Annotated in this window: 17 protein-coding genes; 5 read left to right on the forward strand and 12 right to left on the reverse strand. The window is 71.5% G+C overall.

Going from position 1 to position 21,076, the window contains the following annotated elements; translation table 11 throughout:
- Positions 1-92: 92 nt before the first annotated feature.
- Positions 93-1,637: a beta-N-acetylhexosaminidase gene (locus tag IE260_RS05160; RefSeq protein ID WP_189869419.1), complete on the forward strand. Its 1,545-nt coding sequence runs from the start codon at positions 93-95 to the stop codon at positions 1,635-1,637.
- Positions 1,638-1,698: 61 nt separating this feature from the next.
- Here the strand turns inward: IE260_RS05160 and IE260_RS05165 are convergent, their stop codons facing one another.
- The 10 genes from IE260_RS05165 to IE260_RS05210 form a co-directional block, all read right to left on the reverse strand.
- Positions 1,699-3,468 (reverse strand): IucA/IucC family protein, encoded by a 1,770-nt coding sequence (locus IE260_RS05165; RefSeq protein WP_189869257.1) that lies wholly within the window; start codon positions 3,466-3,468, stop codon positions 1,699-1,701.
- A complete protein-coding gene (locus tag IE260_RS05170) occupies positions 3,465-4,013 on the reverse strand; it encodes a GNAT family N-acetyltransferase (RefSeq protein WP_189869258.1) in 549 nt (182 codons plus the stop codon). Before IE260_RS05170 ends, IE260_RS05165 begins: the two co-directional genes overlap by 4 nt.
- Positions 4,010-5,290: a lysine N(6)-hydroxylase/L-ornithine N(5)-oxygenase family protein gene (locus IE260_RS05175; RefSeq protein WP_189869259.1), complete on the reverse strand. Its 1,281-nt coding sequence runs from the start codon at positions 5,288-5,290 to the stop codon at positions 4,010-4,012. Before IE260_RS05175 ends, IE260_RS05170 begins: the two co-directional genes overlap by 4 nt.
- On the reverse strand, positions 5,274-6,716 hold the full coding sequence (gene desA / locus IE260_RS05180) for a lysine decarboxylase DesA (protein WP_189869260.1): 1,443 nt from the start codon (positions 6,714-6,716) through the stop codon (positions 5,274-5,276). The genes IE260_RS05175 and desA overlap by 17 nt, the downstream gene beginning before the upstream one ends.
- 167 nt (positions 6,717-6,883) lie before the next feature.
- Complete coding sequence (locus tag IE260_RS05185) at positions 6,884-7,747, reverse strand: siderophore-interacting protein (protein ID WP_189869261.1); 864 nt, start codon at positions 7,745-7,747, stop codon at positions 6,884-6,886.
- Between the two features lie 30 nt (positions 7,748-7,777).
- Positions 7,778-8,824 carry an ABC transporter substrate-binding protein gene (locus tag IE260_RS05190; protein WP_189869262.1) on the reverse strand — a complete coding sequence of 349 codons (1,047 nt, stop codon included), beginning with the start codon at positions 8,822-8,824 and terminating at the stop codon, positions 7,778-7,780.
- Between the two features lie 123 nt (positions 8,825-8,947).
- A complete protein-coding gene (locus tag IE260_RS05195; RefSeq protein WP_189869263.1) occupies positions 8,948-10,108 on the reverse strand; it encodes an acyl-CoA dehydrogenase family protein in 1,161 nt (386 codons plus the stop codon).
- Between the two features lie 5 nt (positions 10,109-10,113).
- Positions 10,114-11,079 carry a hydroxymethylglutaryl-CoA lyase gene (locus IE260_RS05200; protein WP_189869264.1) on the reverse strand — a complete coding sequence of 322 codons (966 nt, stop codon included), beginning with the start codon at positions 11,077-11,079 and terminating at the stop codon, positions 10,114-10,116.
- Positions 11,076-13,094 (reverse strand): acetyl/propionyl/methylcrotonyl-CoA carboxylase subunit alpha, encoded by a 2,019-nt coding sequence (locus IE260_RS05205; RefSeq protein WP_189869265.1) that lies wholly within the window; start codon positions 13,092-13,094, stop codon positions 11,076-11,078. Before IE260_RS05205 ends, IE260_RS05200 begins: the two co-directional genes overlap by 4 nt.
- Before the next feature lie 12 nt (positions 13,095-13,106).
- Positions 13,107-14,723: a carboxyl transferase domain-containing protein gene (locus IE260_RS05210; RefSeq protein WP_189869266.1), complete on the reverse strand. Its 1,617-nt coding sequence runs from the start codon at positions 14,721-14,723 to the stop codon at positions 13,107-13,109.
- 86 nt (positions 14,724-14,809) lie between these two features.
- On the opposite strand from IE260_RS05210, the gene IE260_RS05215 reads away from it, so the two are divergent.
- From IE260_RS05215 to IE260_RS05230, 4 genes are all read left to right on the forward strand, one after another.
- Positions 14,810-15,409 carry an SACE_7040 family transcriptional regulator gene (locus tag IE260_RS05215; protein ID WP_189869267.1) on the forward strand — a complete coding sequence of 200 codons (600 nt, stop codon included), beginning with the start codon at positions 14,810-14,812 and terminating at the stop codon, positions 15,407-15,409.
- Between the two features lie 316 nt (positions 15,410-15,725).
- Positions 15,726-16,883, forward strand: a complete 1,158-nt coding sequence (locus IE260_RS05220) for an acyl-CoA dehydrogenase family protein (protein WP_189869268.1) — start codon at positions 15,726-15,728, stop codon at positions 16,881-16,883.
- Positions 16,884-16,918: 35 nt separating this feature from the next.
- Positions 16,919-17,785 (forward strand): acyl-CoA thioesterase, encoded by an 867-nt coding sequence (locus IE260_RS05225; RefSeq protein ID WP_189869269.1) that lies wholly within the window; start codon positions 16,919-16,921, stop codon positions 17,783-17,785.
- A 303-nt stretch (positions 17,786-18,088) separates the two neighbouring features.
- The gene (locus IE260_RS05230; protein ID WP_189869427.1) at positions 18,089-18,550 is read left to right on the forward strand and encodes a hypothetical protein; all 462 of its coding nucleotides are present in this window, start codon (positions 18,089-18,091) and stop codon (positions 18,548-18,550) included.
- Positions 18,551-18,638: 88 nt separating this feature from the next.
- Here the strand turns inward: IE260_RS05230 and IE260_RS05235 are convergent, their stop codons facing one another.
- Positions 18,639-19,439, reverse strand: a complete 801-nt coding sequence (locus IE260_RS05235; RefSeq protein ID WP_189869270.1) for a phosphatase — start codon at positions 19,437-19,439, stop codon at positions 18,639-18,641.
- 68 nt (positions 19,440-19,507) lie between these two features.
- Positions 19,508-20,995, reverse strand: coding sequence for a PucR family transcriptional regulator (locus IE260_RS05240; protein WP_189869271.1), 1,488 nt, complete (start codon positions 20,993-20,995; stop codon positions 19,508-19,510).
- Positions 20,996-21,076: the final 81 nt, after the last annotated feature.

Genomic DNA, 21,076 nt, shown 5'->3' on the forward strand with positions numbered 1-21,076 from the left:
TGCGGCACCCCGGAGTTGAGCTGAAGGGAGCGCATGTGAGACGGCACCACAGAACGACTCCCCGCATCACCCGCCTGCTCGGTTCGCTGCTGATGGTGGCGGCGGCCGGCGCCTTCACCACCGGCGCGGCACCGACATCGGCGTCCACCGTCGCGACGCCGCTGGACCGCGTGATCCCGGCGCCCGCCTCGGTCGAGCCGGGCGGAGCCCCGTACCGCCTCACTCCCGGCACCCGTATCCGCGTCGACGACTCGCGCGAGGCCCGCCGCGTCGGCGAGTACCTCGCGGACATCCTGCGGCCCTCCACCGGCTACCGGCTGCCGGTCACCTCGCACGGCGACGGCGGCATCCGACTGCGCCTCGCCAAGGGCCCCTACGGCGACGAGGGCTACCGCCTCGACAGCGGACGCAGCGGCCTCACCATCACCGCGTACAAGGCGTCCGGCCTCTTCCACGGCGTCCAGACCCTGCGTCAGCTGCTCCCGGCGGCCGTCGAGAAGGACTCCGTGCAGCCCGGGCCCTGGCTGGTCGCGGGCGGCACGATCGAGGACACCCCGCGCTACGCCTGGCGCGGCGCCATGCTGGACGTGTCCCGGCACTTCTTCGGGGTCGACGAGGTCAAGCGGTACATCGACCAGATCGCCCTCTACAAGATCAACAAACTCCATCTGCACCTGAGCGACGACCAGGGCTGGCGCATCGCCGTCGACTCCTGGCCGCGCCTGGCGACGTACGGCGGCTCCACCGAGGTCGGCGGCGGCCCCGGCGGTCACTACACCAAGGCCGACTACAAGGAGATCGTCCGCTACGCCGCCTCCCGCCACCTCGAGGTGGTCCCCGAGATCGACATGCCGGGCCACACCAACGCGGCCCTCGCCTCCTACGCCGAGCTGAACTGCGACGGCGTGGCACCGCCGCTCTACACCGGCACCAAGGTCGGCTTCAGTTCGCTGTGCGTGGGCAAGGAGGTCACGTACGACTTCGTCGACGACGTCGTGCGCGAGCTGGCCGCCCTCACCCCGGGCCGCTACCTCCACATCGGCGGCGACGAGGCGCACTCCACCAGCCACGCCGACTACGTGAAGTTCATGGACCGCGTGCAGCCGATCGTCGCCCAGTACGGCAAGACGGTCATCGGCTGGCACCAGCTGACCGGCGCCACCCCCGCCAAGGGGGCACTCGCCCAGTACTGGGGCCTGGACCGCACCAGCGCCGAGGAGAAGGCCCAGGTCGCCAAGGCCGCGCAGAACGGGACCGGACTGATCCTGTCCCCGGCCGACCGGGCCTACCTCGACATGAAGTACACCAAGGACACGCCGCTGGGCCTGTCCTGGGCGGGGTACGTCGAGGTGCAGCGGTCCTACGACTGGGACCCGGGCGCCTATCTGCCGGACGCCCCGGCCTCGGCCGTCCGGGGCGTCGAGGCGCCGCTGTGGACGGAGACCCTGTCGGAGTCCGGCCACCTCGACCAGATGGCCTTCCCGCGCCTGCCGGGCATCGCGGAGCTGGGCTGGTCGCCGGCGTCGACGCACGACTGGGACGACTACAAGGTGCGGCTCGCGGCACAGGCGCCCCGCTGGGACGCGCTGGGGACCGGGTACCACCGGTCGCCGCAGGTGCCCTGGCCGACCGACTGAGCGGGAACGGCTGACGGGCACCCCGGAGGACCGTACTCCGGGGTGCCCGTCCGTCCGTGCGTCAGAATGCGGCGAGGGGGTTCTTCAGGGTGCCGATCAGCTGCAGCGCGCCGGACGGGTCCGCCAGGTCCACCATCTGCTTGTTGTTGCGCAGCTGGAGGCGGTTCAGGCAGGACAGCGCGAACTCCGGGGCGAACATGTCGTACTGCGCGAACTTGTCGGCCAGCTCCGGCACCGACTCCTGGTAGTCGCGGGTGACCTCCGCGACCGTCCTCCAGAAGGCGTCCTCCTCCAGGATTCCCTCGGTGGCCAGGTTCGCGGCGAGGAAGCGGAAGAAGCAGTCGAAGACGTCCGTGAAGATCGACAGCAGCTTCTTGTCCTCGGGGACCTCCACGGCGATGCGGGAGACCTCCGGCGGCAGCACCGCGTCCGGGTCCATCACCGCGATCTCCTCGGCGATGTCCTTGTAGATCGCGCGCTGCACGACCCCGTCCTTCAGGACGAGGATCACGTTCTCGCCGTGCGGCATGTAGACCAGGTCGTAGGCGTAGAAGCTGTGCAGCAGCGGGGTGAAGTAGGCCCGCAGGTAATGCCGCAGCCATTCGGCCGGCGCGAGCCCCGACCGCTCGATCAGCGCGCCCGCGAAGGAGGCGCCGTCGTGGTCGACGTGGAGCAGGGAGGCCATGGTGGCGAGCGACTCGCCGTCCTGGAGTGACGCGACCGGGCTCTCCCGCCACAGGGCCGCCAGCATCTTGCGGTACGGCGAGTACCGGTCGGTCGCCTTCTCGTACTCCAGGTGCCGGTAGCCGACCGCCGCCCGCTCGCGGATGATGCTCAGGCCCGTCGCCTTCAGCACCGGGTCGCCGTCGATCAGCTGGGCGAGCCAGTCGTTGATCGCCGGGGTCGCCTCCATGTAGGCGGCCGACAGCCCGCGCATGAAGCCCATGTTGAGGACGGACAGGGCCGTCTTCACGTAGTGCTTCTCGGGGTGGGAGGTGTTGAAGAAGGTTCGGATGGACTGCTGCGCCAGGTACTCGTCGTCGCCCTCGCCCAGGCACACCAGGTGCCCGCGGGCCACTTCGGCGGCGAAGGTGACGGTGAGCTTGTTCCACCACTGCCAGGGGTGCACCGGGACGAACAGGTAGTCGGCCGGCTCCAGGCCCCGCTCGCGCAGCACGCCGTGGAAGCGGTCGACGGTCTCCTCGCCCAGCTCGTCGCGGACGAAGGACTCGTACTCGATCCCGACGCCCGCCGTGAACGCCGCCCGGGAGCGGTGCGCGGCCAGCCACACCAGGCGCACCGGGCTCGCGGTCTCGGGGGCGTACGACAGGTACTCGTGGATGCCGAAGCCGAGCCGTCCGTTGTTGGCGACGAAGCAGGGGTGGCCCTCGGTCATGCCGGTCTCGACGGCCTGGAAGTCGCTCCCGGCCAGCTCGGCGGAGGTCACCCGCGGCTTGGTGAGCTTGTAGCAGGTGCCGGAGAGGGTGGAGGAGATCTCCTCCAGGTAGACCGGCAGGATCTCGTCGCTCAGGCCCAGCGACTCCTTCAGCTCGATGAAGAAGTCCAGTGCGGCGAGCGGGAGTTCGTCGCCGCCGCGGTGCCGGGTGATCGAGCCGGCGTCCACCTGCCAGTGGTCCAGGGCACGGACCGTGGCGGTGAAGCGGTAGGCGGTCCGGCCGTCGTCGCTGCGGACGACGTAGCCGTCACCGTCCCGCTCCGGCGTGATCAGCCGCTCGTGCGCGAACTCGGCGAGGCCCTTGCGGACCAGCAGGCGGTTGGCCGTCTCCCAGCGCTCGGGGGAGAGGTGGGCCACTGCGTCGGCGAGGCTCATGCGGACACCGCCTTCTCGAACTGCTCGCGGGTGCAGAAGCTCAGCAGTGCCTTCTTCTCCGGCTTCTGGATCTCCCGGTCGGGCACGAAACCGACCGCCGCGTTCAGGGCGTGCACGGCCTTGTTGCCGACGTCCGGCTCGACGACGACCCGCCGGGTCGCCGGGTCGGCGAAGAGCTCGGTCATGACGGCGGTGATGACGGCCCGGGTGAACCCGTGCACCGGCCGGTCGGTCGGCGCGACCAGGAAGTGCATGCCGACGTCGCCCGGCTCGGGCTCGTACAGGCCGACCAGCTCGCGCTGGGCCGGGTCGTACTTCTCCATCAGGAAGGCGGGGACGCCGTCGTGCAGGCCCAGGTAGGCGTGGTGGTGCTCGTCGGCGGCTATCTCCATGTACGCCCGCTCGACGTCGACCAGCTTGGCGTCCTGCATCATCCAGAACGCGGCCTTGGGGTGGGTGACCCAGCCGTGCAGCAGCTCGGCGTCCCTCGTCGGGTCGAGGGGGCGGAGGGTGAGGGCGCCGATGCCGGCGGTGGTGGTGCTCATGCGCTGAACTCCTGGAACGCGATCGTCTTCTCGACCGGGTAGTACTCGCTGCCGAGCAGCTCTCGGATGATGTAGCTGTTGCGGTAGGCACCCATGCCCAGGTCGGGGCTGGTGATGCTGTGCGTGTGGACGCCCGCGTTCTGCAGGAACACGCCCTTGCCCGTGACGTCGACGGCGTAGTTGCGGGCGACGTCGAAGTTGCCCTGGGAGTCGTAGCGCAGCCGGTCGCGGACCGGCTTGAGGAACTCCGGCTCGGTGTACTTGTAGCCGGTGGCCAGGATCAGGCCCTGCGAGTCGATCTCGAAGTCCCTGCCCTGCTCCTCCTGGCGGAAGCCGAGCGTGTACGTGCCGTCCGCGTACCGTGCGCTGGTGAGCGCCGAGTTGGTGAGCAGGCGGGTGGGGACGCGGCCGCCGAGCTTCTTCTGGTAGAGCAGGTCGAAGATCTCGTTGATCAGGTCGCCGTCGATGCCCTTGAACAGGCCCTTCTGCTCGGCGGTCAGCCGGTAGCGGGTGTCCTCGGGGAGCGCGTGGTAGTAGTCCACGTACTCCGGTGAGGTCATCTCCAGCGTGAGTTTGGTGTACTCCAGCGGGAAGAAGCGCGGGGAGCGCGTCACCCAGTTCAGCTGGTAGCCGTGGACGTCGATCTCGCCGAGCAGGTCGTAGTAGATCTCGGCGGCGGACTGGCCGCTGCCGACCAGCGTGATCGAGTCCTTCTTCACCAGCTCCGCCCGGTTCTGCACGTAGCGGGAGTTGTGGATGAAGTCGCCGGCCAGGCCCCGGCAGGCGTCGGGGATGTGCGGCGGGGTGCCGGTGCCGAGGACGAGGCGGCGGGCGCGGTAGGTGTCGCCGGACGTGGTCGCGACGGCGTACAGCTCCTCCCGCTCGTCGTACGTCACTTCCGTGACCGTCGTGCGGAAGCGGACGCTGCTCAGCTTGTTCGCGGCCCAGCGGCAGTAGTCGTCGTACTCGACGCGCAGCGGGTAGAAGTTCTCGCGGATGTAGAACGAGTACAGCCGGCCCTTCTCCTTCAGGTAGTTGAGGAAGGAGTAGGGGGACGTCGGGTCGGCGAGGGTGACCAGGTCCGACATGAACGGGGTCTGGAGGTGGGCGCCGTCCAGGAACATCCCGGCGTGCCACTCGAAGTCCGGCTTGGACTCCAGGAAGACGCCATTCAGCTCGGCGATGGGCTCGGTGAGGCAGGCGAGGCCGAGGTTGAAGGGGCCGAGGCCGATCCCCACGAAGTCGTACGTCGTTGCGGCTTCAGGAAGCGCGGTCAAGGGACTCTCCCAGGTACTGCTCGGCGTGGCCGGCGATCAGGTCGAGGACGGCGGAGATGTCGGCCGTCGTGGTCTCGGGGTTGAGCAGGGTGAACTTCAGGTAGTGGCGGCCGCCGACCTTGGTGCCCGCGACGACGGCGTCGCCGGAGGCGAACAGGGCCTTGCGGGCGTACAGGTTCGCGCGGTCGATCTCGGCGGGGTCGGTGACGGCCGCCGGTATGTAGCGGAAGACCAGGGTCGACAGGCTCGGCTCGACCACCACGTCGAAGCGCGGGTCGGCGGCGAGCAGCTTCCAGCCCTCGGCGGCGAGGTCGCAGACCTCGTCGAAGAGCTGTCCGATGCCGTCGGCGCCCATCACGCGCAGCGTCATCCACAGCTTGAGGGCGTCGAAGCGGCGGGTGGTCTGGAGGGACTTGTCCACCTGGTTGGGGATACGTTCCTGCACCATGCGGCGCGGGTTGAGGTACTCCGCGTGGTAGGTGGCGTGGCGCAGCGTGGCGACGTCCCGGACCAGCACGGCCGAGGAACTCACCGGCTGGAAGAAGGACTTGTGGTAGTCGACGGTGACCGAGTCGGCCCGCTCGATGCCGGTCAGCCGGTCCCGGTACTTCAGCGAGGCGAGCAGCCCGCAGCCGTAGGCCGCGTCCACGTGCATCCACACGCCGTGCCGGGCGCACAGCTCCGCGATCTCCGGCAGGGGGTCGATGGAGCCGAAGTCGGTGGTCCCGGCGGTGGCGACGACGGCCATGGGCACGAGGCCGTCCTCGGCGCAGCGGTCCAGCTCGCGGGCGAGGGCGAGGGTCTGCATGCGCTTGTCGTGGTCCACGGGGATCGCGATCACGGCGTCCTGGCCGAGGCCGAGCAGTTTCGCCGACTTCTTCACGCTGAAGTGGCTGACCTCGGAGGCGAAGATGCGCAGTTTCGCGGAATCGTCGGTCTTGGCCTCCTCGCGGGCCAGCAGCAGCGCCTGGAGGTTGGACTGGGTGCCGCCGGAGGTGAACACGCCGTCGGCGGCCGGGCCGAGGCCGATGCGGGCGGTCGTCCAGTCGATCAGTTTCCGCTCGATGAGCGTGCCGCCGGCCGACTGGTCCCAGGTGTCGAGGGAGGAGTTGACGGCGGACAGGACCGCCTCGCCGAGTACCGCCGGGATGACGACCGGGCAGTTGAGGTGGGCCAGGTAGCGGGGGTGGTGGAAGTAGACGGCGTCCCGGAGGTAGACGTCCTCCAGCTCGTCGAGGGCCGCGGTCGTGTCGTGCAGCGGCTTGTCGAGGTCGATCGCGTCGATGCGGGGGGAGAGGGCGTCGACCGTGACGCCGGTGAACGGCCGGTCGGTGGTGGCGAGTTTGGCGGCCACCCGCTCGACTCCTTGGGTCACGGAGCGGCGGTACTGCTCCGCGGTGGTGTCGTTGAGCAGGTGCGAGCGCATGTGGGGGTCCTCCGGTGGGGACGGTCCGAGAGGGACGGGAGAGGGCGGAGCCCGGGGCTTCGACTTAGGTAAGCCTAACCTAATGAACGACGTTGAAGCGCGGACTGTCACGTGACTGCTGTCACTAACGCCTCAACAGCCCCGGCACCGGCCGGGGTTGGCGAAGGTCAGCCCTGCTCGCGCAGCTGTTCCTCCGTCAGGCCCTGTCGCCAGTAACCGACGAAGGTGACCCGGCGGCGGTCGATGCCCCGCTCGCCCACGAAATGGCGGCGCAGCCGCTTGACGCGGCCGGACTCGCCCGCGATCCAGACGTACGGGTGCTCGGCGGGCGGCAGTGGAGCGTCGCGGAGCGCGGTGAGGGCGAGGTCGGCGGGCGCCTCGGCGTCCTCGCGGACGAGCCAGGTGACCTCGGCGTCCGCCGCCGTCGCCAGTTCCTGGACGTCCCCGGCGTGTGGCACCTCCAGCCAGACCCGGGCGCGGGTGCCGGCCGGCAGCGATTCGACGATGGCACAGGCGGCGGGTACGGCGGTCTCGTCGCCCCAGATCACCACCAGGTCGGTGTCCTCGGGCGGCCGGAAGCGGATCGCACGGTTGTCCGCGACCGCCGGGCCCAGCAGCAGGACGCGGTCGCCGGCACGCGCGTCGGCGGCCCAGCGGGCGGCCGGGCCGGCCTGGACCGCGGCTGCCGGTTCGACGCCGTGCAGCACGAAGTCGATGTCGATCTCCGACGTGTTCCCGTGCGCGTCGTGCCGCAGCTCCCGCAGCGTGTACGAGCGCATCACCGCCCGTACGTCGTCGGGCAGTTCACGCCAGGCCTGCCACCACTCGTCGCCCCGCTCGAGGGGCACCGCCGGCTCCGACTGGCCGGGGTGCGGCAGGAACAGCGACAGGGACTGGTCGCGTCCGTCGGAGCGGAAGGCGAGCAGGTCGGGGCCGGCGAACGTGACGCGGGCCAGAGACGGGCCGAGCCGCCTCGTCCGTACGACCTGGAGGGAGAAGAAACGGAACGGGGCGGCTACAGCAGTCGTCACGGGGGCTCCTGCGAGTCGGGACGGTCGGGGTCAGCTGACCTTCTTGGCGTTCTCGATCGCCTCGGCGAGGTTGTCGAGCAGCGGCGTGCACTTGTCGTAGGACAGGATCGGCTCGGGGGAGCGGGCGATCACCTGGCCGGCCTTGACCGCGGGCAGTTTCTTCCAGGTGCCCTCGGTGATGTCGGCGGGCTGGATGGTCGAGGCGCGGTCGTCCATGATGACGATGTCGGCCGGGTACTTGTCGACGTTCTCCCAGCTCAGGCTCTCGAACCAGCCGCCGGTCGCCTTCTTGGCCTCCTCCGAGGGCTCGACGAAGTTCACGCCGAGGGCCTTGAAGTACTCCAGGTCCACCGAGAGGTTGGTGCCGGAGACGTAGAAGAGCTCGGCGCTCGCCGAACCGGCCAGCACCTTGATCTCGGGCTTGGCCTTGGCGGCGGCGCGCAGCCGGGCCGCGGCCTTCTCGAAGGCGGCCTTGGCGTCGGTGACCTTCTTGGCCCTCATGTCCGCGCCGAGCGACTCGGCCAGCTCCCACATGCGCTGCAGCGGCTGGGTGAGCTGGCGGTCGAAGACGGAGATGGCGACGCTCGGGGCCAGCTTGGCGATCTTGTCCTTGGACTCCTCCGGGACGGACCACAGGGTGCCGGCGGTGTCGAAGGTCGTGGAGACGAGCAGTTCGGGGGCGAGGGCCGCGTACTTCTCGACGTTGAGCTTGCCCCACTCGTTGCCGAGGACGGTGACCTTGCTGACGTCGATGTCGCCGGCCTGGACGTCGGACTTGCCGTCCTTGGTGGTGGTGGGCCCGAACACGCCCTTGACCTGGACGCCGTAGTCCCACAGGGCGGCGGCGACACCGGTGAAGGCGACGATGTTCGCCGGGACCTTGTCCAGCTTCACCGTGGTGCCGCGGTCGTCCTTGAAGGACCAGGGGCCCGACTTGGCGGCGGCCTCGCCCTTGTCCGAGCCACCGTTGTTCGCGTCGTCGTCACCACAGGCCGCGAGTGCGGCACCGAGGCCGAGGGCACCGCCCGCGGCGAGGATTCCGCGGCGGGTCAGGTGGGTAGCTCTGGCGTTGGACATGGTTTGGCTGCTTTCGAACGGGGCGGAGCGCCCGCCGGACAATTCGAAGGTAGGTTAGCCTAACCTCAGATCATTTTGTCCAGAGGGTGGTGCCACTCCACCCCGCCCGAACGGCCGCCGCTCCTAGCTCACCAGACCCAACTCCCGCGCGATCAGCATGCGCTGGACCTCGCTGGTGCCCTCGCCGATCTCCAGGATCTTCGAGTCCCGCCACATGCGGGCGACCGGATACTCGTTCATGAATCCGTAGCCGCCGTGGATCTGGGTGGCGTCGCGGGCGTTGTCCACCGCGACCGTCGACGAGTACAGCTTCGCCAGCGCCGCCTCCTTCTTGAACGGCTCGCCCGCCACCAGGCGGGAGGCCGCGTCGCGCCAGGCGAGCCGGGCCGTGTGGGCCTTCATCTCCATGTCGGCGATCTTGAACTGGACGGCCTGGTTCGCGCCGATGGGCCGGCCGAAGGCGTGACGTTCCTTCGCGTATGCGACCGACTCGTCCACGCAGCCCTGCGCCAGGCCGGTGGCCAGCGCGGCGATGGCGATCCGGCCCTCGTCGAGGATGCGCAGGAACTGGGCGTAGCCCCGGCCCTCCTCGCCCAGCAGGTTCGCGGCCGGGACCCGCACGTCCGAGAAGGACAGCTCGCGGGTGTCGGAGGCGTTCCAGCCGACCTTCGAGTACGGGGCGGCCACCGTGAAGCCCGGGGTGCCGGACGGGACGATGATCGCCGAGATCCGCGGCCCGCCGTCCGGCTTGCGGCCGGTGACCGCCGTGACCGTCACCAGGCCCGTGATGTCCGTGCCCGAGTTGGTGATGAAGCACTTGGTGCCGTTGATCACCCACTCGCCCGTCGTCTCGTCCAGCCGGGCCGTCGTCCGCGTCGCACCCGCGTCCGAGCCGCCGTCGGGCTCGGTCAGGCCGAAGGCGCCGAGCATCTCGCCGGCGCACAGGCGCGGCAGCCACGTCCGCTTCTGCTCCTCGGTGCCGAAGAGGTGGATCGGCATCGCGCCCAGCGACACGCCCGCCTCCAGGGTGATGGCCACCGAGGAGTCGACGCGGGCCAGTTCCTCCAGGGCGATGCCGAGGGCGAGGTAGTCGCCGCCCATCCCGCCGTACTCCTCCGGGAACGGCAGGCCGAACAGGCCCATGCGGCCCATCTCCCGGACGATCTCGTACGGGAACTCGTGCCGCTCGTAGAAGTCGCCGATCTTGGGCGCCACGACGTCGTGGGCGAACTGCTCCACCGTGCGGCGGAGGTCTTCCAGTTCGGGGGAGAGCTTGTGGTCCATTGCTGTCACTGCTCCTCGTGGGAGTCGGAGCCGGCGTGGGCGAGGGCTCGTACGGTGCGGGACGGGCTGGTCCGGCCCAGGTGGGCGGCCATCCATACGCTTGTGGCGACGAGACGGCCGAGGTCGACCCCGGTGTCGATGCCGAGGCCCCGCAGCATCCACACCAGGTCCTCGGTGGCGAGGTTGCCGGTGGCGGACTTCGCGTAGGGGCAGCCGCCCAGGCCGCCGGCGGACGAGTCGACCGTGGTGACGCCGTGCTGGAGCGCCACCAGCGTGTTGGACAGGGCCTGGCCGTAGGTGTCGTGGAAGTGGACGCCCAGGGTGCTCACGGGCACACCGGCCCCGGTGAGAGCCGTGAGCAGGGCGCCGACATGGCCCGGGGTCGCCACGCCGATCGTGTCGCCCAGGCTCAGTTCGTCGCAGCCCATGTCCAGCAGGGCCTTGCAGACCTCGACCACCTGCGGGACCGGGACCGCGCCCTCCCAGGGATCCCCGAAGCACATCGAGAGGTATCCCCGGACGTGGACGTCCGCCTCCTTCGCCCGCGCCACCACCGGCGCGAACATGGCCAGGGCCTCGTCCACCGTGCGGTTGAGGTTGGCCTTCGCGAACGACTCGGTGGCGCTGGCGAAGACGGCGACGCGCCGCGCGCCGAGCGCCAGGGCCCGGTCGAGGCCGCGTTCGTTCGGGACCAGGACGGGGAGGGCGACCGGAAGGCCGGCGACGGCCGGGAACAGCTCCTCGGCGTCCGCCAGTTGGGGGACCCACTCGGGGCGCACGAAGCTCGTCGCCTCGATGGTCGTCAGGCCCGTGCCGGCCAGGCGGCGGATGAACTCCGCCTTCACCGCCGTCGGAACGGTCGCCCGCTCGTTCTGCAGGCCGTCGCGCGCGCCGACCTCGTGGATGCGCACGCGCGAGGGCAGGCCCTCGGCCGGTACGGCCATGGGCAGGCCCAGCTCCGAGGCGTTCATGCCGTCTCCTCCTCCGCGGGTGCGATGACCGCCAGCACCTGGTCCATGGCGACCGTCGTGCCCGGCGCGACGTCCAGTTCGGCGATGGTGCCGGCGTGCGGGGCGGAGATGACGTGCTCCATCTTCATCGCCTCGACGACCAGCAGGCTCTGCCCGGCGGTCACCTCGTCGCCGACGGCGACCTTCACCACCGTCACTGTGCCCGGCATGGGCGCCGTCAGCGAGTCGGCGCCCGCGTGGGCGGCGCGGGTGAGGGAGGCGGCGACCGGGTCGTGGTCGCGCACGTGCCAGGCGTCGCCGTCGCGGCCGAGCCAGGTGCCGTCCGGCAGGGCGGCGAAGGTGTGGGTGACGCCGTCGAGCCGGACGGTGTACCGGTGCCCGTCGCCGGGCCGCGGGGACGCGACCACGCAGGCCCGCAGCGGCTCCTCGGCACCGGCCGGCAGCAGCTCGGTCCCGCCGTCCGGTGTGCTGCGCACGCGTACGGTGACCGGATCCCGGCCCGGTACCCGCAGGTGGTACGAGGTCCAGGCCCGCTCTCCGGCCAGACGCCAGCCGTCCGCGGCGGCGAACGGGTCGGCCCACCCGCTGCCGTCGGCGGTGGCGAGTGCCGCGTGGCGCAGCAGCGCCGCCGCCGCGTACACCTCCGCCGGTACCGCGTCCGGGACGAGCGTGTGCACGTCCCGCTCGACCAGCCCCGTGTCCAGCTCGCCCGCCACGACCGCCGGATGGGCCAGGAGCCGCCGCAGGAAACCGGCGTTGGTCTGCACACCGAGGGTGACCGTCCCGGCGAGGGCCGCCCGGAGCTTCCTCAGCGCCGTCTCACGGTCGGCGCCGTAGGCGATCACCTTGGACAGCATCGGGTCGTAGAGGCTGCCGACCTCGGTGCCCTGGCTGAGCCCGGAGTCGGTGCGGATGCCGTCGCCCTGCGGCTCGTGGAGGCGGAGCACCGTGCCGCCCGACGGCAGGAAGCCCCGGGCCGGGTCCTCGGCGCACAGCCGGGCCTCGACCGCGTGCCCGGTCAGCCGGACGTCCTCCTGTGCGAGGTCCAGCCGCTCGCCGGCCGCCACCCGCAGCTGCCACTCCACCAGGTCCAGGCCCGTGACCAGCTCGGTCACCGGGTGCTCGACCTGCAGGCGGGTGTTCATCTCCATGAAGTAGTACGAGGACGGGTCACCGCCCGGCACGATGAACTCCACCGTGCCCGCGCCCCGGTAGCCGCAACTGCGGGCCGCCTGCACGGCCGCCTCGCCCATCGCGGCGCGGGTGGCCTCGTCGAGGAGCACGCTCGGCGCCTCCTCGATGATCTTCTGGTGCCGGCGCTGCAGCGAGCACTCGCGTTCGCCCAGGTGGACGACGCCTCCGTGGCCGTCGGCCAGGACCTGGATCTCGATGTGCCGGGGCCGGTCGATCCACCGCTCCACCAGGAGGGTGTCGTCGCCGAAGGAGGCGCGGGCCTCGCGGCGCGCGGCGGCGATCTCGTCGGCGAGGACGGAGGCGTCCCGCACCAGCCGCATGCCCTTGCCGCCGCCGCCGGCCGACGGCTTCAGCAGCACCGGCACACCGATCTCCCTGGCGGCGTCGGCGAGCTGCTCGTCCGTCAGCCCGCTGCCGCTGGAGCCGGGCACCACCGGCACACCGGCCGCCCGTACGGTCTCCTTGGCGCGGATCTTGTCGCCCATGAGGGCGATGGCGTCCGCGGGCGGCCCGATGAAGACCAGCCCGGCGTCCTCGCAGGCCCGCGCGAAGCCGGCGTTCTCGGCGAGGAAGCCGTACCCCGGGTGGACGGCCTGCGCGCCCGTCCGGGCCGCCGCCCGAAGCAGCCGCTCGACGGACAGATAGCTCTCCGCCGCGGGCGCCGGACCGATCCGGACCGCCTCGTCGGCCTCCCTCACGTGCCGGGCGTCCGCGTCGGCGTCGGAGAAGACCGCCACCGAGCGCACACCCAGCGAACGCAGCGTCCGGATGACGCGTACCGCGATCTCACCGCGGTTGGCCACCAGTACCGTGTCGAACATCAAGTCCCCTCCTCACATCCGGAAGACGCCGAACCGGGGCTCGCCCAGCGGCGCGTTGGCGCAGGCCGTCAGGGCCAGACCCAGTACCTGCCGGGTGTCGAGGGGGTCGATGACCCCGTCGTCCCACAGGCGGGCGGTCGCGTAGTAAGCGTTCCCCTGGCGCTCGTACTGAGCACGGACCGGTGCCTTGAACGTCTCCTCGTCCTCGGCCGGCCAGTCCTCCCCGCGGGCCTCCATCTGGTCCCGCTTGACCGTGGCCAGCACGGACGCGGCCTGCTCGCCGCCCATGACGGAGATCTTGGCGTTGGGCCACATCCACAGGAAGCGCGGGGAGTACGCCCGCCCGCACATGGAGTAGTTCCCGGCGCCGTAGGACCCGCCGACCACGACCGTCAGCTTGGGCACGCGCGTGCACGCCACGGCCGTCACCATCTTGGCGCCGTGCTTGGCGATGCCACCGGCCTCGTAGTCCCTGCCGACCATGAAGCCGGAGATGTTCTGGAGGAAGAGGAGCGGGATCCCGCGCTGGTCGCACAGCTCGATGAAGTGGGCGCCCTTCTGGGCGGACTCGGAGAACAGGATGCCGTTGTTGGCGACGATCCCGACCGGGTGGCCGTGGATCCGGGCGAAACCGGTGACCAGGGTCTGTCCGAACTCGGACTTGAACTCGGCGAACCGGGAGCCGTCCACCACGCGCGCGATGATCTCGCGTACGTCGTAGGGGGTGCGGGAGTCGACCGGAACCGCCCCGTACAGCCCGAAGGGGTCGGCCTTCGGCTCGACGGCCGGCCGCACCTCCCAGGGCAGTGCGCCGCGCGCGGGGAGGGTCGAGACGATGTTCCGCACGATGCGCAGGGCGTGCGCGTCGTCCTGGGCGAGATGGTCGGTCACGCCCGAGACACGGGAGTGGACCTCGCCGCCGCCCAGCTCCTCCGCCGTGACGACCTCACCGGTGGCCGCCTTCACCAGGGGCGGACCGCCCAGGAAGATGGTGCCCTGGTTGCGGACGATCACGGCCTCGTCGCTCATCGCCGGGACATACGCCCCGCCGGCCGTGCAGGACCCGAGGACGGCGGCGATCTGCGGGATGCCGGCGCCCGACATCCGCGCCTGGTTGTAGAAGATCCGCCCGAAGTGCTCGCGGTCGGGGAAGACCTCGTCCTGCATGGGCAGGAAGGCGCCCCCGGAGTCGACGAGGTAGAGGCAGGGCAGCCGGTTCTCCAGGGCGACCTCCTGCGCCCGCAGGTGCTTCTTCACGGTCATCGGGTAGTACGTGCCGCCCTTGACGGTGGCGTCGTTGGCGACGATCACGCACTCCCGGCCGCTGACCCGGCCGATCCCGGCGATGACCCCGGCGGCCGGGGCCTGTCCGTCGTACATCCCGTCGGCGGCGAGCGGCGCCAGCTCCAGGAAGGGTGAGCCCGGGTCGAGCAGCGTGTCGACGCGGTCGCGCGGCAGCAGCTTGCCGCGCGCGGTGTGCCGGGCGCGTGCCCGTTCGCCGCCGCCGAGCCGGGCCGTCGCGAGCTTGGCGCGCAGCTCCTCCACGAGGGCGCGGTGCGCCTCCTCGTTGGCCCGAAAGGCCTCCGACGCGGGGTCGGCCGCGGTCGTCAGCTCCGGTGCCTCGTGCATCCTGCGGTCCCCTCACGTTGTTAATGAGCGTTAACGCATTTCCTACAGGTTAACGACCGCTAACCTCCCTGTCTAGAATTGCTTCCATGGCCACCAGAACCGACGCCCTCACCCGCCGCGAGCAGATCCTCAAGGAGGCCGCCCGCCTGTTCGCCGAGCGCGGCTTCCACGGCGTCGGCGTCGACGAGATAGGCGCCGCCGTCGGCATCAGCGGCCCCGGTCTCTACCGGCACTTCGCCGGCAAGGACGCGATGCTCGCGGAGCTGCTGGTCGGGATCAGCGGCTCGCTGCTGACCGGCGCCAAGCGGCGGCTGGCGGAGGCCGAGGGGGTGGCCGGTCCCGAGGCGGTCCTCGACTCGCTCATCGAGGGCCACATCGACTTCGCGCTCGACGACCGCCCGCTCATCACCCTGCACGACCGCGAGCTGGACCGCCTCCGGGACACCGACCGCAAGCTGGTGCGCCAGTTGCAGCGGCAGTACGTGGAGCTGTGGGTCGGCGTGGTCCGCGAGGTCTACCCGGCGGCACCGGAACCCGCCGCCCGCTCGGCCGTCCACTCGGTCTTCGGCCTGCTGAACTCCACCCCCCACCTGGGCCGCCCGGGCGCCCTGCCGGGCCGCTCGGCGACGGCGGCACTGCTCCACCGGATGGCGCGGGGGGCGTTCGCGGCGGTGGGGGAGGGCTGAGCCGGGCCTGCCGGCTCCGGCGGGGGGTGTCGGGCGGGGTGCACCCGTGAAGCGGGGTGTTGTGCCGCAGGGTGGTGAGGCGTGGCCTCGCGGCGTGGGGGGCAGGCCGCGCGGGGACGGGAGCCGGTGTCGCGGCGGCTCGGGCCCGGCGCCGCTCGGGGCGGAGCCGCGTGGGCCGAGTCCGTCGGCGCCGGGTCGTCGAAAAGCGCACGGAGTGACGAGCGTTACCCGCGCCCCACCCTGGACGCCGTTCCCTACCCACCGGTACGGTGAAGCCTGAGCAAGCGCTTAGATACGTACCCGTGGAGGTGGCGCCGTGCGCCGTACGGTGTTCAACGAGGATCACGAGGCGTTCCGGGAGACCCTTCGCGCCTTCATCGAGGCCGAGGTCGTCCCCGTGTACGACGAGTGGTTCGCCGCCGGCCAGGCGCCGCGCGAGTTCTACTACAAGCTCGCCGAGCTGGGCCTGTTCGGCATCAACGTCCCCGAGGAGTTCGGCGGCGCCGGCCTGGAGTCCCACAAGTTCGAGGCGATCCAGTACGAGGAGACCGCCCGCGCGGGCGTCAGCTTCGGCGGCTCCGGCGTGCACGTCCTGCTCGCCCTGCCCTACATCAAGATGCTCGCCACCGACGAGCAGAAGAAGCGTTTCCTTCCGAAGTTCGTCTCCGGCGAGGAGATGTGGGCCATCGCGATGACCGAGCCGGGCACCGGCTCCGACCTCGCGGGCATGAAGACCACCGCCAAGCTCTCCGAGGACGGCACGCACTACGTCCTCAACGGCGCCAAGACCTTCATCACCGGCGGTGTCCACGCCGACAAGGTCATCGTCTGCGCCCGCACCTCCGCGCCCACCGCCGAGGACCGCCGCTACGGCATCTCCCTGTTCGCCGTGGACACCAAGTCCGAGGGCTACTCGGTGGGCCGCAAGCTCGACAAGCTGGGCCTGAAGACCTCCGACACCGCCGAGCTGGCGTTCGTCGACGTCAAGGTGCCCGCCGAGGACCTGCTCGGCGAGGAGAACAAGGGCTTCTACTACCTCGGCGCCAACCTGCCCTCCGAGCGCTGGGGCATCGCCTACGGCGCCTACGCGCAGGCCAAGGCGGCCGTCCAGTTCGCCAAGCAGTACGTGCAGGACCGCACCGTCTTCGGCAAGCCGGTCGCCGCCTTCCAGAACACCAAGTTCGAGCTGGCCGCCTGCCAGGCCGAGGTGGACGCCGCCGAGGCGGTCGCCGACCGTGCCCTCGAGGCCCTCGACGCGGGCGAGCTGACCGCGGCCGAGGCCGCCAGCGCCAAGCTGTTCTGCACCGAGGTCGCGCACCGCGTGATCGACCGCTGCCTCCAGCTGCACGGCGGCTACGGCTACATGAACGAGTACCCGATCGCCCGCCTGTACGCGGACAACCGTGTCAACCGCATCTACGGCGGCACCAGCGAGGTCATGAAGATGATCATCGCGAAGAACATGGGCCTGTAACACTCCCGCAGAGAACGCCGGATACAACGGACCTCATGAGCGAGGCACTCCACTCCCTCCTCGATCTGCTCGACCTCGAGCGGATCGAGGAGGACATCTTCCGCGGCCGGTCCCGGTCCGCCGTCGTCCCGCGCGTCTTCGGCGGGCAGGTGGCGGCCCAGGCGCTGGTCGCCGCCGGGCGGACCGTCCCCGAGGACCGGCACGCCCACTCCCTGCACGCGTACTTCCTGCGCCCCGGCGACCCGGGCGCCCCCATCGTCTACAACGTCGACCGCATCCGCGACGGCCGCTCCTTCACCACGCGCCGCGTGGTCGCCGTCCAGCACGGCAAGCCGATCTTCGGCCTGTCGGCGTCCTTCCAGACCTACGAGGAGGGTCTGGACCACCAGGCCCCGATGCCCGCCGCGCCCGACCCGGCCACGCTGCCGACCGGCGAGGAGCGGCTGCGCGGTTACCCGCACCTGCCCGCCGAGACGGTGGAGCGGTTCGTCGAGGCCCGCGCCGCGGTCGACCTGCGCTACGTCGACGACCCGCCGTTCGGCGACTTCGGCCGGCCGCGCGAGCCGCACTCCCAGGTGTGGTTCCGCACCAACGGCAAGCTCGCGGACGACCCCCTCCTGCACGTCGTCCTGGCCACCTACGTCTCCGACATGACCCTCCTCGACTCGGTCCTGCTCGCCCACGGCCGGGGCGGCTGGGCCGTCGGCGACGTCGTCGGCGCCTCGCTGGACCACGCGATGTGGTTCCACCGGCCGTTCCGCGCCGACGAGTGGCTGCTGTACGACCAGCAGTCGCCGTCGGCGTCCGGCGGCCGCGGTCTCGGCCAGGCGCGCATCTATACCCAGGACGGCCGGCTCGCCATCTCGGTGATCCAGGAGGGCGTGATCCGCGTCCCCCGGTGACCTCTGTGCCGCCTGGGTTGCCCGAGGTGCCGAGCCGCACATACGGAGCTAGGCTCTATGAGTGAAAAGCCGCAGGCACGGCATACCCGGCCGATCCGGCCACCGTACCTCCGGACCAGGGCCGCAGAGCCCGCCCGTGAACCTTTCCGGGCGGTCCGAGGGCGTCGGAGGCCGAGCCCGTGCCCGTGTGAAAACGCGGTGACGCCCAAGACCGCGCCGCACACTTCCCGTGCGGCAGCGGCCATCCACTCTCGCCGTCCCCTCCGGGAAACGCGGGAGACGATGGAACGAAGGGGAAATCTCATGCGAGCACAGCGCACGAAGCGTCTTTTCGCGGTGTCGGCCGCCGGGCTCATGATGGCCGGTGGCATCGCGATAGGCACTGCGGGGACCGCCTCGGCGAACGACTGGGACCGCCACGGTAACCACAGCCGCTACTGCGACGACGACCGCCACGGCTGGTGGTACGACGACGACTGCGACTACTGGGGCTACTGGGGCTACCACGACCACGACCGCTACGACCACGACGACGACGACCACGACAACGGACGCGGCGACCACGACAACGGGCGCGGCGACCACGACAACGGACGTGGCGACCACGACAACGGGCGCGGCGACCACGACAACGGACGTGGCGACCACGACAACGGGCGCGGCGACAACGGCGGACGCGGCGGCGACGGCGGCGGACGCGGCGGCGACGGCGGCGGACGCGGCGGCGACGGCGGCGGCAACGGCGGCGGACACGGCGGCCGGTGATCCGACTGTGAAATAGACGCGGTGTGCGGCTCCTGACCCAACGGAGCCGCACACTGCGGCGTTTGAGCCGCGAATACGTCGATTCCCCTTACGCCGGGCCCGCTTCCAGCCCGGCCTCCGTCAGCAGATACGCCGTCATCGGGTCGTAGTGGCGCGGGCTCACCACGTGGTCGTCCAGCGGCACCGCCACCTGCAGCGTGCCCTCCGACTCCGCGAGGAAGAGGGCCGGGTCGTTGCAGTCGGCGTAGCCGACGGAGTCGACGCCGTGCTGACCGGCGTACCCGGCCCAGCCGTGGTCGGCGACGACGAGGTCCGGCAGCGGGCGGCCCGCGCGCTCGAGACCGGTGAGGATGGCCTTCATCGGCTCGCCGGAGTGCGTGTGCCACAGCGAGGCGCCGTGCTCCAGCACCGCCACGTCCGCGAACTGCTGCACGTAGCCCTCGTCCGTGGTCAGCCCGTCCGGGATCACGACGATCTCGCAGCCGGCGGCGCGCAGCGCGGCGGCCGTGGCGCGGTGCACGTCGAGCAGGCCGCCCGGGTGGCCGGTGGCGAACAGCACCCGCTGCCCGCCGTCCGCCGCCTTGCGCAGCCGCCCGGCCATGCGCTCCAGTGCCGCCACCGTCAGTTCGGGGTCGATGGTGTCCTGGCCGTACCGGTGTTCGGGGTCGTCGTTGACGCCGACCCGCTCCGCCATCACCGCGAGCACGTCCTGCTCGTCGGTCCAGCGGTCGCCCAACTCCAGGCCGAGCCAGAAGTTGCGGTCGCCGTTCGCCAGTTTCCGGTAGTGGGAGAGGTTGTTCTCGCGGGGTGTGGCGACCTCCCCGGCGATACGGGTTCTGACGAGGTGTTCGACGAGTTCGGCGCGGCTGGGTGTCCCGGGTATCGGCATGGCTCCATTGTGAGGCAGCCGCCTGTGCGAGTCCCCGGCATATCGCACCCTGGGACGCGGGTCACCCGTCACGGGCGCCGCAGCGCGAACCACAACTCCATCCGCACGTCGGCGTCGTCGAGGTCGGCGTCCAGCAGCGCCGCGCACCGTGCGATGCGCTGACGGACGGTGTTGCGGTGCACGGACAGGGCGACCGCGGTGCGGTCCCAGCTGCCGTGCAGGGACAGCCAGGTGCGCAGGGTCTCGGTGAGCGCCGGGACGCGGGCGATCGGGGCGAGGAGGGCGCGGGCGTGCGCCTCGGCCTCGTCGTCCGGGACCAGGTCGGCCAGGGCGGGCCGGGCGCCGTGCCGGACCAGTGGAGTGCGGGTGGCGCGGGCGCGGGCCAGCGCGCGGGCCGCCTGTGCGTCGGCGGCCGGCCACTCGCGCGGGGCGACGGGGGCGCTCACGCCCAGTGTCCAGCCGGGCTGCGGGGCCGGTTCGGGGCCCGCCGGGACCAGGACTCGGACGACGTCCCCGGCCGGGTCGACCAGCGCGGAGCCGAGGGCGGCGCCCAGCGCGGAGGCGGCCACCGGGTCCGGGGCCTGCGCGACGGGCCGGGCGTGCACGACGTGCCACCGCCCGTCCTCGCCGCCCTCGCTGCCCTCGCCGCCGAGGAGCGGGGCGACCTCCTCGGGCCCGGCGCCCAGCAGCAGCCGTACCAGAGCCGAGGAGCGGGCCGCGCCGGTGCCGCTCTGGTGTTCGCCGGTGAGGAGGGAGAGCAGCACGGCGGCGACCGAGGCGATCGTGTGGTCCCCGGACTCCCGGCGCGGCGCCGTCACCCCGAGCACGAACCCCTGACCGGTGCCCAGGGCGTAGACGGACAGGTGGCTGCCGGCGACGGTCTCGGTGGCGGTGGTGGAGGCCCGGTCGGTGACGAAGCGGGCCAGCTCCGGCAGCGCGGCGCGCACCGCGTCCTCCGGCTCCCGTCCCGCCGCCGCGATCCCGGCGCCGTCCGGCCCGTACAGCACGGCCCGGCCGCCGAGCAGGGCGGCCAGCCGGCGCAGCACCGACGGCACCGGGTCCGGACGGGAGGCCGCGGCGGCCAGGCTCTGCTGCGCCTCCGAGACCCGGCGCAGCTCGGCCAGCCGGGCCTGCGCCATCAGCTGCCACACCGCACGGGCCACGCCCGAGAACGTGGTCCGCGGCGGCACCTCCACCAGCGGCAGGCCGTACGCCTCGCAGGCCGCGACGAGGGCCCGCGGCACGGTGTCGTGGACCGGCGCCACCCCGAAGCCGAGCGCCGCGCCGCCCGCGGCGACGATCCGGGACACGTAGTCGTCGAAGTAGGTCCCCGAGCCCGCCGCCTCCGTGATGTGCACGCCGGCCGTCAGCAGCAGCTCGCCGCCCAGCAGATACGGGTAGGGATCCGACATCTCGGAGGTGTGCGCCCAGTGGATCGCCACGTCCGCGGCGGGCGGCCCGGTGATCTGGCGCAGGCCCAGGTCGTCGCGTGACAGCAGGGCCGCGAGGGACACGGGAGGTGTGGGAGGCGCGGGAGGACCGGCCGGTTCCGGCATGGTGGACGATTCCTCCAGTCACAGGTGAGCGAGTAGATGAAACGTACACTTCGCAGTCGCTTTTCGGCCACCTAAGGTCAA

This window comes from Streptomyces viridiviolaceus (assembly GCF_014650995.1).
Taxonomy (GTDB): Bacteria; Actinomycetota; Actinomycetes; order Streptomycetales; family Streptomycetaceae; genus Streptomyces; species Streptomyces viridiviolaceus.

Bases quoted from the DNA above. Each gene is read 5' to 3' on its own strand.
- IE260_RS05160 (WP_189869419.1), top strand. From the start codon at position 93: ATGGTGGCGGCGGCCGGCGCCTTCACCACCGGCGCGGCACCGACATCG.
- IE260_RS05165 (WP_189869257.1), bottom strand. From the start codon at position 3,468: ATGAGCCTCGCCGACGCAGTGGCCCACCTCTCCCCCGAGCGCTGGGAG.
- IE260_RS05170 (WP_189869258.1), bottom strand. From the start codon at position 4,013: ATGAGCACCACCACCGCCGGCATCGGCGCCCTCACCCTCCGCCCCCTC.
- desA (WP_189869260.1), bottom strand. From the start codon at position 6,716: ATGCGCTCGCACCTGCTCAACGACACCACCGCGGAGCAGTACCGCCGC.
- IE260_RS05190 (WP_189869262.1), bottom strand. From the start codon at position 8,824: ATGTCCAACGCCAGAGCTACCCACCTGACCCGCCGCGGAATCCTCGCC.
- IE260_RS05195 (WP_189869263.1), bottom strand. From the start codon at position 10,108: ATGGACCACAAGCTCTCCCCCGAACTGGAAGACCTCCGCCGCACGGTG.
- IE260_RS05200 (WP_189869264.1), bottom strand. From the start codon at position 11,079: ATGAACGCCTCGGAGCTGGGCCTGCCCATGGCCGTACCGGCCGAGGGC.
- IE260_RS05205 (WP_189869265.1), bottom strand. From the start codon at position 13,094: ATGTTCGACACGGTACTGGTGGCCAACCGCGGTGAGATCGCGGTACGC.
- IE260_RS05210 (WP_189869266.1), bottom strand. From the start codon at position 14,723: ATGCACGAGGCACCGGAGCTGACGACCGCGGCCGACCCCGCGTCGGAG.
- IE260_RS05215 (WP_189869267.1), top strand. From the start codon at position 14,810: ATGGCCACCAGAACCGACGCCCTCACCCGCCGCGAGCAGATCCTCAAG.
- IE260_RS05225 (WP_189869269.1), top strand. From the start codon at position 16,919: ATGAGCGAGGCACTCCACTCCCTCCTCGATCTGCTCGACCTCGAGCGG.
- IE260_RS05230 (WP_189869427.1), top strand. From the start codon at position 18,089: ATGCGAGCACAGCGCACGAAGCGTCTTTTCGCGGTGTCGGCCGCCGGG.
- IE260_RS05235 (WP_189869270.1), bottom strand. From the start codon at position 19,439: ATGCCGATACCCGGGACACCCAGCCGCGCCGAACTCGTCGAACACCTC.
- IE260_RS05240 (WP_189869271.1), bottom strand. From the start codon at position 20,995: ATGCCGGAACCGGCCGGTCCTCCCGCGCCTCCCACACCTCCCGTGTCC.